The following is a 16211-nucleotide window of genomic DNA, read 5'->3' on the forward strand; positions in this document are numbered from 1 at the left end:
TATTATTTAACTGCACCGATCGTCAACCCGGAGCGCATCAAACGCCCAAGCAGACCGGCAATGATGACCATCGGTACGATTGCCACCAAAGCTGCTGCCGATATGGCCCACCACTCATCGCCACGCTGGCTGTTTTGTCCTGCGACAAGAATGGGCAGGGTTTGCCACTTTGAATTGGTGAGAAAAAGGGCAAATAGAAATTCATTCCAGACGAAAGCCAGCGTGATCACGAAGGTGGCTATCAGGCCCGGTCGAGCCATCGGCAGCACAATGCCGAAGAAGATCCGCCAGCTGGGTACATTCTCAACCAATGCGGCCTCTTCCACATCTACCGGCAAAATGGCAATGAAGTCACGCATCAACCACACTACGATAGGCAGAGAAAATGCCACATAAGCCAGCGTCAAACCAAAATAGGTATCGGTCATCTTGAAACCCATCTTGCCCATTTCGGTGTACAGCAGGAACAATGCGAAGGCCACAACAATAGGAGGAAACAGACGCTGACTGACAAACCAGAAAATGATGTCATCATTGCCTAACACCGGTCCAGGAAGCGCAAAGCGATTAAGAAAAATGGATAGCGCAAGTGCGACACAGAAGGCAATAATGGATGCCATGGCCGGATTGACACCAAATACTTCACTACCCAGAAGATACCCTCCCATTGCCACAATAAAGAAACTGATGCCACTGGCCAGGCGCACCTTGAACGGGAACCTAACCAGAGCATAGGCCGCCATGCTACCCACCAGAGTGGCAATCAGAGAGGCCGATAAACCCACAATGGTAGACGCCCAGAAAGTGGAAAAAAATGCGCCTCGTGAGCCACTGAACAAATCCTTCCAGGCTTTCAACGTCGGCTGAAAATCAACAAAAGGCAGATAGGTCGGACCACCGACGACATCCACTGGCGACTTCAAGGAGGTGATAGCGACCCAATACAAGGGGAACAGTGTAAATATCAACCAGACCAGGCAGGCAAACAACACCCAATATCGTTTGCCGCCCTGCAGATCCCGTACGCTCATTTGTACTTCTCCAGATACGGCTTGAGAATAGCCAGGTACACAAGACTGATTACCAGGACCACGGCCAGGAACATGAATGACAGCGCCGAGGTATACCCCAGATTGAATTTCTTGAATCCTTCCTGGTAGGCGTACAACGACAAGGTTTCGGTGGAAATACCCGGACCGCCGCCTGTCATGACAAATACGGTGTCAATGATCTTGAAGCTTTCCACGATACGAATGAAAATGACCGCCGCGGACATGGGTAGCATCATCGGAAACGTGATACTCCAGAACTGCTGCCAGGCAGATGCATTTTCCAATTCTGCCGCCTCATAGACATCCTCCGGCAGACTCTGCAAACCTGCTAACAACAGCAGAATAACCAATGGCGTCCATTGCCAGATCTCCACAGTAATCAGAGAACCCAGTGCCCACTTGGTATCGGTTAGAAAAGGCAGATTGGAAAAGCCGAAGAAGCTGGTTAACTGATTCAACGGGCCCATGGTCGGATTCAGAATCTGACGTGCAACCAAGGCCACCGCAACCGGAGCAACCAGCATTGGCAACAGAAAACTGACTCGGAAAAAATCGGCTCCCGGGACACGCTTTACCAATGACAGAGCAATACTGAATCCGATGATAAATTGCAGAGCAACCGAGATGAAGGCGATCAAACTAGTGGTACTGACAACTTGCCAGAACCGCTCGTCTACCATCAAATCTGCATAATTTTCGAGGCCAATAAAGCGTGCAGGCCTGGGTGGAATCAAACGCAGGCTCATGAAACTGTTGGCCAGCGAATAGATCAACGGGAAGATCGCCATGACCAGCACAATCAGTACTGCAGGCCACAGAAAAAAGTGCTTGACCGGATCTTCGCGTGTCATCAGCTTTCAGAGCCGAACGTATCTGCAAGCAATTTTTCTATCTCCTGCTTGTCAGGCATCGAAGGTGCAGTGCCTCGTCGAGTCACCGAAATTCCTGCCGTAGCACACCCGAAACGCACCGCAGAGACAATCTCTTCACCCGCTGCCAGCGCTGCCGAGAAGCCACCCACAAAAGCATCCCCTGCGCCACTGGTGTCTATCACCGTGTCACTGGACATGGCAGGCACATGCGCATCCACCTCATCCGACAATACATAAACACCCTTCTCCCCCAGGGTAATAACTGCAACACCCGCTCCGCGTTCTCGCAACTGTGTCGCAGCCGCCCTGGCCTGCTCCACCGTGGTAACGGGAAAACCGACGATATCGCGCGCTTCTGTTTCATTGGGAATGATGAAATCACACAATGACAACATCTCTTCGGGAAAGGACTCAGCAGGTGCTGGATTAAATATGGTGATTACACCGGCATCACGTGCAATCTTCAGCCCCTGCATCGCAGCTTCCACAGGTTGCTCGAGTTGCGTAACAAACACCTTCGATGACTCAATCACCGAGCGCCTGGCCTCTACATTCTGGGCAGACAAGGTACCACCAGAACCTGGATACACAATGATGGCGTTTTCACCGTTGCTATCGTTAACAAAGATAAAGGCGGCACCCGTCGGACAGTCAGACATGACTTCAAGCTCTGGAACAACACCCACCTGGCGATAGGTATCCAGAGCCATTTTTCCGAAGGTATCATCACCCAATTTGGTGATAAACGAGGTTCTGGCACCGGCACGGGCTGCTGCCACGGCCTGATTCGAACCTTTGCCGCCGGGTCCGACTGAAAAGCCGCTACCGGTCAGCGTTTCGCCAATGCCCGGCATTCTTGATGCCTGATAGGCGGTATCCGCAACAAATATCCCCAGTACTGATACTCCTGCCTGCTCACTCATTGCCTTTCCTCTTACTGGCATCTGTTGAAGGGACCACAATTGCATTAATCCTATTCACCGTATGGCACCCAGATATTCTTGATGTCTGTTGCTCGGTTCAGATACTCACGCCCTTCGCCAACTATCGGATCCAACCAATCGATCTGCCGATCAAATCCACTCCAGATCCGCTTCAGATTGCCGGTAGAATTTTCTTCGACACAGTGTGTGATAGCTGGCCCTGCAAATGCCCACAAGGCATCCACATCGTTATGCTTGCTCAGCGTGTCCGCCAGCTCCATGGCGTTTCCGGTAACAATATTGACCACCCCTGCCGGAACATCCGATGTTTCAAGTATCTGATAGAAATCAGTCGCCGATAAAGGCGAGCTCTCACTGGGCACTATCACACTGCAATTGCCACTGGCCAACTGCGGAGCCAATAGACTGATCATGGCCAGTAAGGGTGATTCTGGTGGACAGATCAAGCCGACCACACCCTGGGCTTCAGGCACTGCCAGCGCCATACCCTTGATAGGGGGCTGGTGCACCGCACCTTCGTATTTGTCTGCCCATGCACCATAGGTAAACAAGCGCGATACAGAGGCTTCAACCTCCGCTGTCGCCTGCTTCATCGTGACCCCGGTCATCTGTCGAATGCGTGAGGCAAATTCAGCTTCGCGTATCGAAAGATTCTCTGCAAGGAAGTACAGTATCTGAGCACGGTTGTGAGTCGTTGTTCGCGCCCAGCTTGTTGCTTTGCGTGCTGCCTCTACCGCGTTACGAATATCCTTCCTGTTCCCCTCACCGACATCCCCCAGGCTAACGCCACGAGGCGAGACCACGGCCCGTGAATAGTTGCCATCTGGCCGCACTTGCCGACCACCAATATAGAGCTTGGCCGTTCGGTCCAGCACCTCAGCGGTACGGCTGGTCTCAATGGGCAAGGCTTCAGCATCCTTACGCATCGGTGCTTTCATCCAGGCATCCGGCTTCAGGTAATCAAAACAACCTTCACGCCCTCCTTCCCTGCCAAATCCACTCTCTTTTTTGCCTCCAAAACCAACGCCTGCGTCCATGACATTCGTGGTATTGATCCAGACAATGCCTGCTTGCACCGCAGCGGCCACTTCCAGCGATTGATTGATGGACTCACTCCAGATACTGGCGGACAGTCCATAGCGGGTGTGATTTGCTACAGCGATGGCTTCGTCGAAAGTACGAAAGCTCATGGAGACCACAACAGGACCGAATACCTCCTCGCACATTATCGCCGAGCTGGGATCCGCATCGCTGAGCAGAGTTGGAGGATAGAAACTGCCACCCGAAGGCATTTCAATCTCGGGCTGATAGAGTGAGGCTCCCGCAGCCACTGCCTGCTGCACCATCGCCTGCACTCGATCAAATTGCACCGGCGCTACCAACGAGCCCATATCGATGCACTTGTCCAGAGGCTGACCGACACGCAAACGTGACATGCGCTCTCGCAAGCGACTGTGGAAGTCTTCAGCAATACCTTCCTGAACCAGTATTCTGGAACCAGCACAGCAAACCTGCCCTTGATTGAACCAGATCGCATCCACCACGCCTTCAACAGCTGCATCCAGATCGGCATCTTCAAAAACAATAAAGGGAGATTTGCCTCCTAGCTCCAATGTAAGCGATTTACCACTACCTGCAGTGGCCTGACGAATCCACTTTCCAACGGCGGTTGATCCGGTAAAAGCTACCTTGTCCACTTGTTCGTGCACAGCCAATAACGCACCTGCGGCCCCGTTGCCGGTAACAATATTAAGCACCCCCTCAGGCAGACCAGCCTTGGCTGTCAACTCTGCAAACAGCAGCGCACTCAAAGGCGTATATTCTGCAGGCTTCAGCACCACGGTATTACCCAAGGCCAACGCGGGTGCAATTTTCCAGGCCATCATGAGGAATGGAAAATTCCAGGGGATAATCTGACCGACAACCCCTATAGGTGAGTGATCGGGAAATTCACTGGATTGCAATTGCGCCCAACCAGCGTGATGATAGAAATGTCGAATTGCCAGCGGGATATCAATATCACGGGTTTCACGAACCGGCTTGCCACTATCCAGTGCCTCTACAACGGCAATCAGACGTGCATGCCGCTGAATGATTCTTGCCAGGGCATACAGAACCTTGGCCCGAGAATGCCCCGGCAGAGCAGCCCATGCAGGTTGAGCGGCCCGAGCCGCCTTGACCGCAGCATCAACGTCGTCTTGGCGTGCTTCTGACAATGTCGCCAGCACCTCACCCGTCGCCGGTTCCAGAGTAGTAAAGGAAACTTCAGAAGGTGCGGTAAAGCGACCATTGATAAAATGACCAAAGCCATCTTGATGAGCTGCCAACCATTGGCGGGCCTCACTATCGCTTTCTGGAGCAGAGCCGTAGGACATAGTGTCAAAATAATGCGCAACGTTCACGAGGAATTATCCAATGGGGTGGCGGTGATTGGCGCTGTAAGCACCTTCGACATGATGTTCAAGCTGACGCTCGATATCACCCAGCAAACTTGAGGCACCAAAGCGAAACAGTTCAGGCGCCAGCCAGGCATCGCCCAGCTCTTCTTTAACCAGTGCCAGATAGGACAAGGAGTCCTTGGCCTTGGATACGCCGCCAGCTGGCTTATGACCCACCCGAATGCCGGTCAGCGCCTGGTATTGGCGAATCATGCGCAACATAACCATGGTGATGGGCAATGTTGCATTCACTGACTCCTTACCGGTGGATGTCTTGATGAAGTCTGCACCTGCCATCATGCACACCAGGCTGGCTCGAGCTATATTGTTGAGTGTTTTCAGATCACCGGTTGCCAGAATGGCTTTGACATGTGCATCGCCACAAGCAGCTCGGTAATCCTTCATTTCCTCATACAAGGCTTGCCAGTTGCCGGTCAGTACGTATTCTCGTGTGATGACAATATCGATTTCACGAGCACCAGCAGCCACCGATTCTTCAATTTCCTGGAGTTTCAGATGATGCGGGGTCAGACCTGCAGGAAAACCTGTGGATACTGCCGCAACCGGTATTCCACTACCCTGCAGTGCATCCACAGCCGTACCGACAAAACGATGATAAACACAGACCGCTGCGGTCGTTATGCGCCGTTCCTCCATACCCATTGCTGCCAGCAGTGACGGCTTGACAGGGTTCATGGCCTTGGCACACAAACGCCGTACTCGCCCTTCCGTATCGTCGCCATTGAGCGTCGTCAGGTCCATGCAAGTCACGGCTTTGAGCAACCAGGCTGCCTGTGCCTCCTTCTTGACTGTACGTCTGCCCGCGAGGGATTGGATACGTCGATCAGCAGCGGAGCGATTCACGCGTACACTCTCGACCCACCCCATATCCAATGACATACCCGGGTTGCGCATGCCATGTCCGGAGCTGTCGATACCAGGCGAAGACATCGCAGCTGCCACGTCTGGCTTCCTGAGAGCAGTGCTCATGGCAAACAAAGCCTTAATGGCATCATGGGAACATCACCTCGTAGTAAGTGGAACAAGATTGGCGCAATTATGTCAAAATGTAAACATTAAATGTTATATTTTTTACATTCACACGCAAACCGATAAACAACAGGCCGTCTCTCGGCGAGCACGACTTCAATCAATTTCCCCCGCATTCGGAAAACCAAACTGTGGCCTCTCGCAAGCAAAAACGCCTCTCCCAACTGCTCGATCTGATTTCCGAACAGTCCAGCATGCACATCCGCGATGCAGCCGAAGTGCTGGACGTCTCGGAGATGACCATCAGACGAGACATCCGGGACAATCCGGACAAGTTCGGCCACCTGGGTGGACATATCGTCCCGGCAAACAAGCTCTCTCACCGCGCCTCTTACGATCTGGGCATCGAGACCGATATTCACGATCAGGAGAAACGACAGGCCTGTCAGCAATGCCTGCCGTTCGCTATTACTGAAGACATCATCTTCGTGGACTGCGGAACAACTCTGGTGCACCTGATGGATCTTTTACCCCATGATCTTGAGATATCCATCGTCTGCCATGCTTTGAACATTGCAGACAGAGCGGTTCGCAAATCCAATGTGAACCTGATCCTGATGGGTGGGCAGTACCATTCGCCAACCTCATCCTTCCACGGCCTGGGGGCTGAAGCCATGTTCCAGCGCCTGGGCATCAGCACCGGCTTCTTCTCGGCGGCAGGCATCCATCCTCTACACGGTGCCACCTGCACACATTTCAATGAAGTAGCCGTAAAACAAGCCGCCATGAACAGCACCACTCGCCGCATTCTGGTTGCCGATAGCAGCAAAATTGGCAAGGTATCGCCTGCGCGCTACGCCAGCATAGAAGATTTTGATTTGATCCTGACGGAACAGGGATCCTTTGAGTTTGCGAGTGAGGCAGCTGATTAAACCGTTTGAACATCCATTTTCACAAATGTTGCATATCAAACATTTTTACAAACCGCATCAAACAATCTCCGATTGACCACCAACGCGACACCACACACTTTCAGTCCCTGGAGGACTTTGAACATGAGCACGCAAGAAAACCACTCGCCCAGCACCAGCAAGATCATGGCTCTGGAAGCCTTTGAACATGTACCCAATGACAACGTTGCCCGCTACCTTGAACTCGCGCAGATCATTGATGATCAGGTTCGCGACGAAGAGCCAGGTATGCTGCTACATGCACTGACCCAGTTCAGTAAAAGTGATACCGAGACAGTTTTCAAATGGCTGGAAGTATTTGAGAACGCCGATGCACTGGAGGCGCACCTTGGCAGCAAGCATGTCGCTGCGCATATCGAGAAACTAGCCGACGGCATTCTGGAAGGCCGTATCGATCTGGTGATCTATGCTGACTGGGATGAGGCCACGCGAACCTATTGGCAAAACCACTTCTCTGCGGTCAACTTCAGCTTCGCCGCTGTTGAATCGGGCTTCTATCGCCAACGCTGAACTGCGCAAACTGCCACTTAACAACGGCGAGACGATGGTAATCGATGAAATGATTTTTCACACCGCACTCAGGCAGCCGTCGCAAGACCGGGGTTAGACATCAGCACTTCGCAGATTTTCAGATCCATGGCCGTATCAATGTCTGCCGAACGCTCGGCACTCATTTCATAGGCAACGGTTCGCGGGCCATTCATGCTCTTGTGCTCCTCCATCGCCGCAATATTCGCAATATAGATGGCACCATTGGGGGCGAATACAGGACTGAGTGACTGGCGATCCGTTTGCATCAGGGCCTCTTCATAACGCTCCAGATGACCCTCCTCCGACAGACAAAACAGCCAGTTGGGATGATGCTTGGCCCGTGTAACACCGATACAAAAATCCGCTTTCTGTCTGATCATCTGCTCAATGGCCTTGTCCACGTCAGCTGCCGTACGCAGTGGACTGGTAGGCTGCAGCAAGACGACAAGATCATAGCCCGGCACCATCTGACAGGCATGCAGCAGCGGTGCCATTCCGGGCGTGTCATCCATAGCCAATGCCGCCGGTCGTAGAAAGGGTACATCTGCCCCCCAGCGCTTTGCAATATCGGCAATTTCCTGACTGTCGGTCGACACCACGACACGATCTACACAGTCGGAGTCAAGGGCCGCATCAATACTCCAGGCGATCAAAGGCTTGCCTGCCAGTGGTATGACATTCTTGCCCGGCAGTCCCTTGCTATTGCCGCGTGCCGGAATCACCGCCAGCACCTTCCGAGTTCCTATCATGTCGCTGCCTGGATCATTGCTGAATTCTCCCGTTTCCGGATAACACTTGCTCTCGCCTGCGATGAACGGCGTTCCGGCTTAGTCCACACAGTCAAGCAAGACGCCTACCAGAACGGGAGAAACTGCACGATCGAACCCTTCGAGGTTTTTGAAGCAGCAAGTCTATTAACCGTAAAAGCTCACCCTGCGCTGCAGGTGCATCACGACTTATCGCACAATACGGCCGCAGCAACGGCAAGGCAGTCGAGTGAGCGATACGCAACCGCCCTTCATACTCGGCGTCTTGTGCGAAGCCGCCCTGCGTCAGGGCCACCCCAACGCCTTGCTCTGCCAGGGCCATCGCCAGGCTGGTGTTGGCGACGCGCTTGCCGCGAGCGGGCGAGATATCCCGTGCAATACCCGCCTCCCGAAACCAATCGTTCCATCCCAGGTGATCCATGTAACGCTCACCCCAGTCAACATGGATAAACAGCTCTTCAGGCAATGACTTTAGCGATAGATTATCTAAGGCAATTTTTGTCGAAATCACAGGCACGATGGATTCGTGCATCAGTACGGTGGCGTGGTGACCGGGGTAGAAATGATCTCCGTAAGTAACCCGTATATCAACGCCGTCGCGTATCAGTTCGACTGGATCGTCCTCGACACGGATGCGCAGCGGAGCGTCCCAGTCGGCCACTCGTGAGGCCAGCCAACGCTCCGCCAGAGCCGGCAAGACACTCACACACAACGGTCGACGATCGCGATCACCCAACAACTTTGACGTCAGCGTCGATAGCTGATTCAAGGCGCTGGCACTGTCTCGGTAAATCGTCATACCGGCATCAGTTAACGCGATGTGGTTATGCCCGCGGGTGAACAGTGTCTTGCCAAAGAACAGCTCTAACTTGCGCACCTGCATACTCACAGCTGCAGCCGTCACGCCCAGCTCTTCAGCGGCGAGTACAAAGCTGCCGCAACGGGCGCTGGCCTCGAAGGATTTCAATGCGTTGAGTGGAGGTAGCCTCATATTCTGGCATCAGTTTTTCTAAGTCTGAGTCAGTATATCTGCATTGACCTGCACCATTAATGCCGCGACAGTTGGATCTCAAAAAACAAGGAAACTCTCATGCCCGCCCACGACCTCACACTGCGCCGTTTCCCTGAGTCTCTCCCCGGCTTCGCACCGATAGCCGATGACCCGGTATTCGACCCAGCGGTGCATCTGGCCCTGGGCCAGCCCGAACGCATCTATTCACTGGACGAGCTTGGTTACAAGCCAAACCAACTGAGCGAGGCCACCGATTCGGCCGTGGCGGCGACCGATTGCTTTCGCATACTCAGCGACGAAGGTGTGGCGGCCATGTATCACGTCTGCAAGCAACTGGAAGCACACACAACATCGAATGTACGCATCTCGCGCAACACCCGCGGGGGTGTTTATCGTTCACGCTTCATCCGCGATTTAAGCCTGTCGCCGGAGATCACCGAGCACCTGGGCACACTGCTGCAATCGCCTCTTCTGCCCCACGCCATGGGCCACCAGCTGGCACACCTTAACTACCAGCCGCTGACTGTGGGCGAGAATATCGACAAATGGCACTACGACACCTTGCAAGTGGACTACGTGATGTTTGTCACCGACCCCAATGTCGTTGATGGCGGTGAGTTTCAGTATTTCCGCGGCACCCGCGACGAGATGAAAGAGCTGCACGCCGCAGGCCAAACAATTGCGCCCGAGCGCATCATCGCCCCACCGATACCTGGCGCCGGATATGCCATATTGATGCAGGGTAACTACGTAGTCCACCAAGCGCGCGGCTTGCAGTCGCCGGGGGAGCGCATCACTTTCGTCAACGGCTACAGCTTCGCAGACCCGACAATCAGCGACTTCACCGCATTCAAACAACTGAGAACCGTGGACCCGGCTGAGACTGTTGACGCCGAGTATGCACGCCAGATGGCCTACCGTAGCGCTCAGCATTTACAAGCCTGTATCAACACGCCACATTACGGCGACACTGACGCCACTATCAAACAACTGCAACGCGCCCGCGCCGAGCTGGATATAGCCATCAATGCACTACAGGACAGGGAAGATGAGGTAATCAAGCACTTTGGTGACTAACCGTCAGCAATGGCTATTCAGACATTCCATAAGCCCCGACCTACTGAAGTGCGAGCTTACTGTGAATGAGCCGAACACCCGATGGGCTGGCGGCATTAGCTATATCTACACAGCCACTGGCTGGACCTATCTGGCCATCGTGATGGATATGTGCAACCTCCAGGGGTGGGCTGGGCTTATTCACGTACGACTGACTCACAGTTAGCGGTGGGGCTCTACGCGTGGCGATAGAATCACGTCAGCCAGCACAACGATTGCTGCTTCATTCAGATCAAGGCTATCAGCACACTGCCAAGGTACTTCGTCAATATCTCTCAGACAATGACATTGTGTAAAGTATGAGCCGGCGAGGAAACTCGCCGGAATACTCTTTCATCGAAATTTTAGTTCGGCTCCACTGTCTCAGTATCAGAGAAATCTGGCGAGCTTGCATACGATCGAAGCGTAGCTAATATCCGCCCTGAGAACTTGTAGATATCATCCACAGAATCTATCGAATGTCTCGTTTCAGCCTTGTCTTGGTCAAACAAGCCAAGAACCATTTTACTTTCATTATTGAACCGAAGTCTGCATATTGGCTTTCTGTTGTTGTCATCAAGGAGAATGCCACAGTAGCTTTTGGTATCACGCATCACAACTCGCTCTACCGCAACCTTTTGCCTGGCTATTGCCTTTACAACGTTATATCCGTCTATTTCATCCTGAGTCGTTACAATTCCATCATCGTTATCTGGCGGATTGGCATGCGCCACTTCGATATCGGTTTCTATAGAATCGGAGCGACTACTTGAACTGCTCAAAGCGCTAGCTATCCGCTCATCGACGACGTTGGTCAGAAAGCGTTGCATCGCCTTAAAAACCAAAGGTGTAAACTGCTCACGCACTTTCTGGGTATATGCACCGTCTTGTACCCTTCCCGCAATTAGCTTGACAACATCATCATCAGGCTTCTCAAACTGAGCCTTTAGAGATTTGATAATTAAATTGGTATATTTCAACTCATTTGCCGAACTAAGTACAGTGTCCAAGTCAAATTTACCTCGACACATTTTCTTAATCTCTGGGATAACGTGAGATCTTAACTTCGTAATGTCGAATTCTAGAAAAGGCTTATCGTCCATGATATTCGGCTTATCTAGATCAGAATAAAATTCATAATTTACTCCGTTCGTCAGGACGCCGATTCTCGCGCTACTTGTATGGAAATACCTAATCAGCTGCTGGGCATGCTTCAACGAGAGATTGTCTCCAATCCGCTTACATTCAACCAAAAAGATCACCTCTTGTTCACTGTTCAGTATTGCGTAATCAACTTTCTCACCCTTCCGGTTGCCCACATCAGCAACGAACTCTGGAATGACGACTTTTGGATCGAAAACGTTGTATTCGAGGATGTTCATTATGAAGGGCATGACCAAAGCATTTTTGGTCGCTTCTTCGGTTCCCAGCCTCTCGCGTGACGCCTTAGCCGTCTCGGCCAGCTCTCTCAGCTTGTCAGCAATATCCACTTACCATCCCTCCTAGGAACGTCTTTCGTGTAATTATCGCCAAGCACAGGTCATGCGACTCACAGAACAGGATTGCAGCGCTTGGAGTCGTTGATTGAGCTTACTTGGTTGGGCTTGTGCATGGCCAGAAACAGAATACTGGCGCAGCCAAAGCCCTCAGCAGTAGAAATGCTTTTAGGGGATGGCTTGTTCAGCTTCTGAAATTGAAACGGTTCCAGATCAACGCTTCAGTCAGAATAGTGGCGGAGAGGGAGGGATTCGAACCCCCGGACCTTTAACAGTCAACGGTTTTCAAGACCGCCGCATTCGACCACTCTGCCACCTCTCCGCGAAGCGCGAAGTTTACTAGGTTCTGAACGCTTTGTGTGCGTTTGAATGAAATCCGAGCAAAAAAAATGTCATTTTCTTGCAGGAACGGTCGAAAACAGTTGAATCAGACAGGATGAGGTATCTTGACAAGATGGCCCACAACCCCCAAGTTAAGTCACTTGAAGCCGCTGATTAACCTCCATTTTTTCCGAATATAATCAGCGAAAAATACGAGCGATCCGCTTTCACGCAGAATGCCGTACAAGGTTATAGTTACACAACATCTTTTACGTGACAGATAACTGTCCGGTTACTTTAAGGAGCTATTTAGAGTCATGCTGAAAACCAATACGATTACTCAGTCGGCGGAGAGTGCTCTCTCCACCAACCGCGTACTGCGTAATACCTATGCCCTGCTGGCAGCCACACTGGTGTTCAGTGGCATCATGGCCGCCGTGTCCATGGCGATCAATCCACCATACTTCACCTCACTGATTGCCACCTTCGGCGCAATCGGCGTTCTCATGTTCGTACTGCCCAAGTTTGAGAACTCCGCCGCAGGCGTCGGCATCGTATTTCTCGGCACCGGCATGCTCGGCTTTGGCCTGGGCCCAATGCTCAACGCTTACGCCGGCCTGCCCAATGGCCAAGCCGTCATCGCAACAGCCATGGGTGGCACCGGTGTGATCTTCCTGGCGCTGAGTGCCTACGTGCTGACTACCAAGAAGAGCTTCGACTTCATGGGCGGCATGCTGTTTGTCGGCATGATCGTTGTCTTCGGTGCCGCTATCATCAACATGTTCGCGCAGATCCCGGCACTGTCCATTGCCGTATCAGGTGCGATCGTACTGCTGATGAGTGGATTTATCCTGTTTGACACCAGTCGTATCGTCAATGGTGGTGAAACCAACTACATTCGCGCCACGGTCTCCATGTTTCTGAACATCTTCAACCTGTTCACCAGCCTGCTGCACCTGCTGGGAATCATGAGCGACGATTGATCCCTGGTTGGTAGATGAAGCCACCCCGGCTTGCTGTCGGGGTACTTCCTACAGACTCAGGCATTGATCTGCTGATGCACTTACCGGGCTGCCATCATTGGCAGCCCGGTTTCGTATTGCTGGACGAACCCTTAACAACCTTTCTGGAAAGACTTTCGGCATGGACAACAATTTGTGGTATCAGATTCCTGTGGCACTGGTCATGGGCTTCATGATCTGGCGCATGGTTCCGGTCGCCAAAAACTGGTTGCAAAACGGCCCCAAGGGCAGCTCCAAAGAATGGCTGAATGTATCAATGCTGCTGGCAGCTGTGGTCCTGTTCGTAACCTTTCTGATCGTGGTCGTCAGAGGCTAACAGCCTGCCAAAGGGCTCGTCCAACGAGAAATGAGCCCTGATGTGACCCCTACCGCGGTATCCGTTCGAATGTCGCTGTGATAGGGGCATGATCTGACGAGTTATAGTTTTTCAGAGACTCGACGCTGTGCAGTTCCAGACCTCGATAAAACACATGATCCAGATGCTGGTTGAGGTGCGCCAGACGACTCTGACGCTGCATCACCGCCTCGGTTAACCCGGCATTGGCAGCCACCTCCTGAAATAGACTCAGACGCGATGGGTTCCAGGTGTTGAAGTCACCGGCCAGAATGACGGGGCCGCTATGCGGCTGCAATGCGACTCTCAGCTGGTCAAGCTGCTCGACATATTTGTGCACGCTGACAAAATTGATCGCGTGCATGTTCAGCACCAACAGACATTCATCCTCCCCTTCCAGCGGGTAGAGCGTCGTCAGCAACAACTTCTGTGTCTGCGAGACAGGCTCACTGTGCGGTGACAGATAGAAGTGCTGCTCCAGCGGCGTTACCACGCAGCCTGTCTTGACTCCATGCTCGACGTGAGTACGCGGATGCCGGAAGCTTCTGGCCATGATCCAGCCCAGCCTCTCATTCTCCGTAAACAAGGCATCAGAGGGTGCATTGAACACGGCCTCCTGCAACAGCGCCAGATCACGATCAGCGATCAGCGCCTGAAAGTCTACCGACCAACTGGGACGCTTGGCTTTCAGAATATTCCAGACCAGGCATCGAATGAAGGGACCCAGCACTGGCTGCACGGCGGTGCCCAGCTGTTGCAGCTCATCATCTGCGGTATAGCAATGTGGTAACAGGTGGCGACGGATCATGGGTACATTGCTGTCTTTTCCATCGCCTTACAAATAAGGCGAAAATAACCGAAAGAAATTGTTTCGCAATCGCAACAGAAGATATCGGTCCGCGCAATCTGAGACTTCACTGGCACTCGCAAGCTTGCGCTCGAAAATGGTGCTCATTTCTGCGTTCATTTGCTTGTCATAGCATTCGAGGTTGATTTCGAAATTCAGTTCCAGACTTCGTGCATCCCAGTTACTGGAACCAATCATGCTCCAATAATCATCGACCAGAAACAACTTACTATGATCGAATGGTGCATCGGACTCGTGCAGGTGTATACCATCACGCAATAATTTGCGCCGATTGGCCAGCATCGCCCAGCCAACAAACAGCAGATTGTTGCGTGCCGGCACGCAGATATCAACGCGCACACCCCGCAACACGGCAATCTGCAAGGCACTCAGTACGGTTCTGTCCGGTAGAAAGTACGGAGAGACGACGCAAATTCGCGTTTTGGCAGCCTGTATCGCTCCCAATATGGTCAATTGCAGCTTCTGGTAGTTATCGTCCGGCCCATCAAGCAAGGCTCGTATGCTGACCGAACCCGCAGCCTCTCCATGCCAGTGCGGCAGGCTCAATGACTCACGAGCGGCAAACTGCCAATCAGCCGCGAACACCGCATTGATCTGATTGATCACAGGCCCCTGCACCTTGAAATGCACATCCTGAGTCAGGTGTTTGCTCTTTCTACCTACCTCCTCCATCGCCGAGCTAACCAGATTGCCTGCCCGAATATTCATGCCGCCGACAAAGGCCACCTGGCCATCCACGGACAGTATCTTGCGGTGATTACGCAAATTGATGAAGCGTGTGCCAGCCGTCGACCAGGTAGACAGAAACCGCGCTGTCTTCACACCCCGTCGTCTCAGCACCCGATCGGCCCGCACCAGGCTGAAGCCATACCCCACGCCCAGACCATCGATCAGAACGCGCACCTCCACCCCCCGCTCGTGCGCTGCGACCAGAGCATCGACAAACTGACTACCGACGTCGTCATATTCGAAGATATAACTGGATAACACCACGCACTGGCAAGCCTGATTAATGGCATCGATCATGACCGGATAGGCGGCATCGCCATTGATCAGAGGCTCGACACTGTTGCCCGCCATGTAGTTCGTGTGGTGAATGCCCCCACCCAGGCGCATGAGTGGCAGCCAGTGATCCGGCACCGTATTCAAGTCCACGGTATTGCCTTGCACCTCAGCATTCACCGACACCGTGTAATCGGGCAGTTCAGCCTGGGCTCGGCGTCGAATGCGATTGATGCCAAACAACCAGTACAGAATGGCTCCAACGAGAGGTGCCAGCACGATGATCCCCAGCCAGCTGAAAGCTGCGCCCTCGTTTTGCTTGTTCAGAACGACATGCACTCCGGCGGCCAGCGCCAGAAGCAGGTACAGCAGACCTGCCAGCGAAAAGGCCGTGCCCGGGTCAACGTAATCTAGCGGATCGCCATTCATTGCAAGGTGTCCCCGAAGGGGGCTGTGAACTGGGCCACAAGTATAGGCAGTGGTTTGCAGATTGCTT

16 protein-coding genes and 1 tRNA gene are annotated in these 16211 nt (G+C 52.8%); 6 read left to right on the forward strand and 11 right to left on the reverse strand.

Going from position 1 to position 16211, the window contains the following annotated elements:
• Nucleotides 1-2: 2 nt before the first annotated feature.
• Genes IMCC3135_RS21360 through deoC form a run of 5 tightly spaced genes read right to left on the reverse strand, consistent with a single transcriptional unit; the run spans nucleotide 3 to nucleotide 6296 of the window.
• Nucleotides 3-1031, reverse strand: coding sequence for a carbohydrate ABC transporter permease (locus IMCC3135_RS21360; RefSeq protein WP_088919443.1), 1029 nt, complete (start codon nucleotides 1029-1031; stop codon nucleotides 3-5).
• Nucleotides 1028-1903, reverse strand: a complete 876-nt coding sequence (locus IMCC3135_RS21365) for a carbohydrate ABC transporter permease (protein ID WP_088919444.1) — start codon at nucleotides 1901-1903, stop codon at nucleotides 1028-1030. Before IMCC3135_RS21365 ends, IMCC3135_RS21360 begins: the two co-directional genes overlap by 4 nt.
• Complete coding sequence (gene rbsK, locus IMCC3135_RS21370) at nucleotides 1903-2847, reverse strand: ribokinase (protein ID WP_088919445.1); 945 nt, start codon at nucleotides 2845-2847, stop codon at nucleotides 1903-1905. Before rbsK ends, IMCC3135_RS21365 begins: the two co-directional genes overlap by 1 nt.
• Before the next feature lie 50 nt (nucleotides 2848-2897).
• A complete protein-coding gene (locus IMCC3135_RS21375) occupies nucleotides 2898-5270 on the reverse strand; it encodes an aldehyde dehydrogenase family protein (protein WP_169727504.1) in 2373 nt (790 codons plus the stop codon).
• A 6-nt stretch (nucleotides 5271-5276) separates the two neighbouring features.
• A complete protein-coding gene (gene deoC / locus IMCC3135_RS21380) occupies nucleotides 5277-6296 on the reverse strand; it encodes a deoxyribose-phosphate aldolase (RefSeq protein ID WP_205737659.1) in 1020 nt (339 codons plus the stop codon).
• A 191-nt stretch (nucleotides 6297-6487) separates the two neighbouring features.
• Between deoC and IMCC3135_RS21385 the strand changes: the two genes are divergently transcribed.
• Nucleotides 6488-7228: a DeoR/GlpR family DNA-binding transcription regulator gene (locus tag IMCC3135_RS21385; RefSeq protein ID WP_088919448.1), complete on the forward strand. Its 741-nt coding sequence runs from the start codon at nucleotides 6488-6490 to the stop codon at nucleotides 7226-7228.
• Nucleotides 7229-7351: 123 nt separating this feature from the next.
• On the forward strand, nucleotides 7352-7777 hold the full coding sequence (locus IMCC3135_RS21390) for a putative quinol monooxygenase (RefSeq protein ID WP_088919449.1): 426 nt from the start codon (nucleotides 7352-7354) through the stop codon (nucleotides 7775-7777).
• 68 nt (nucleotides 7778-7845) lie between these two features.
• On the opposite strand, the gene IMCC3135_RS21395 is transcribed toward IMCC3135_RS21390, so the two are convergent.
• Together IMCC3135_RS21395 and IMCC3135_RS21400 are read right to left on the reverse strand one after the other, a co-directional pair.
• A complete protein-coding gene (locus IMCC3135_RS21395) occupies nucleotides 7846-8547 on the reverse strand; it encodes an acylneuraminate cytidylyltransferase family protein (protein ID WP_088919450.1) in 702 nt (233 codons plus the stop codon).
• A gap of 91 nt (nucleotides 8548-8638) precedes the next feature.
• Nucleotides 8639-9556, reverse strand: coding sequence for a LysR substrate-binding domain-containing protein (locus IMCC3135_RS21400; protein ID WP_088919451.1), 918 nt, complete (start codon nucleotides 9554-9556; stop codon nucleotides 8639-8641).
• 99 nt (nucleotides 9557-9655) lie between these two features.
• Here IMCC3135_RS21400 and IMCC3135_RS21405 point away from each other — a divergent pair, with 99 nt between their 5' ends.
• Both IMCC3135_RS21405 and IMCC3135_RS34270 read left to right on the forward strand, forming a co-directional pair.
• The gene (locus tag IMCC3135_RS21405) at nucleotides 9656-10654 is read left to right on the forward strand and encodes a hypothetical protein (RefSeq protein ID WP_088919452.1); all 999 of its coding nucleotides are present in this window, start codon (nucleotides 9656-9658) and stop codon (nucleotides 10652-10654) included.
• A 61-nt stretch (nucleotides 10655-10715) separates the two neighbouring features.
• Complete coding sequence (locus IMCC3135_RS34270) at nucleotides 10716-10859, forward strand: hypothetical protein (RefSeq protein ID WP_157736165.1); 144 nt, start codon at nucleotides 10716-10718, stop codon at nucleotides 10857-10859.
• 178 nt (nucleotides 10860-11037) lie between these two features.
• Here IMCC3135_RS34270 and IMCC3135_RS21410 read toward each other — a convergent pair whose 3' ends face one another.
• Together IMCC3135_RS21410 and IMCC3135_RS21415 are read right to left on the reverse strand one after the other, a co-directional pair.
• Nucleotides 11038-12162: a type I restriction enzyme HsdR N-terminal domain-containing protein gene (locus IMCC3135_RS21410; RefSeq protein ID WP_205737660.1), complete on the reverse strand. Its 1125-nt coding sequence runs from the start codon at nucleotides 12160-12162 to the stop codon at nucleotides 11038-11040.
• 240 nt (nucleotides 12163-12402) lie between these two features.
• A tRNA-Ser gene (locus IMCC3135_RS21415) sits at nucleotides 12403-12490 on the reverse strand.
• 316 nt (nucleotides 12491-12806) lie between these two features.
• Here IMCC3135_RS21415 and IMCC3135_RS21420 point away from each other — a divergent pair.
• Nucleotides 12807-13472, forward strand: a complete 666-nt coding sequence (locus IMCC3135_RS21420) for a Bax inhibitor-1/YccA family protein (protein ID WP_088919453.1) — start codon at nucleotides 12807-12809, stop codon at nucleotides 13470-13472.
• Between the two features lie 160 nt (nucleotides 13473-13632).
• Nucleotides 13633-13827, forward strand: a complete 195-nt coding sequence (locus tag IMCC3135_RS21425; RefSeq protein WP_088919454.1) for a hypothetical protein — start codon at nucleotides 13633-13635, stop codon at nucleotides 13825-13827.
• Between the two features lie 49 nt (nucleotides 13828-13876).
• Here IMCC3135_RS21425 and IMCC3135_RS21430 read toward each other — a convergent pair whose 3' ends face one another.
• Nucleotides 13877-14653, reverse strand: coding sequence for an endonuclease/exonuclease/phosphatase family protein (locus IMCC3135_RS21430; protein WP_088919455.1), 777 nt, complete (start codon nucleotides 14651-14653; stop codon nucleotides 13877-13879).
• Nucleotides 14654-14680: 27 nt separating this feature from the next.
• Entirely contained in the window at nucleotides 14681-16144 is a 1464-nt protein-coding gene (locus IMCC3135_RS21435) for a phospholipase D-like domain-containing protein (RefSeq protein WP_088919456.1), read from the reverse strand.
• Between the last annotated feature and the right edge of the window lie 67 nt (nucleotides 16145-16211).

The organism is Granulosicoccus antarcticus IMCC3135 (genome assembly GCF_002215215.1).
Taxonomy (GTDB): domain Bacteria; phylum Pseudomonadota; class Gammaproteobacteria; order Granulosicoccales; family Granulosicoccaceae; genus Granulosicoccus; species Granulosicoccus antarcticus.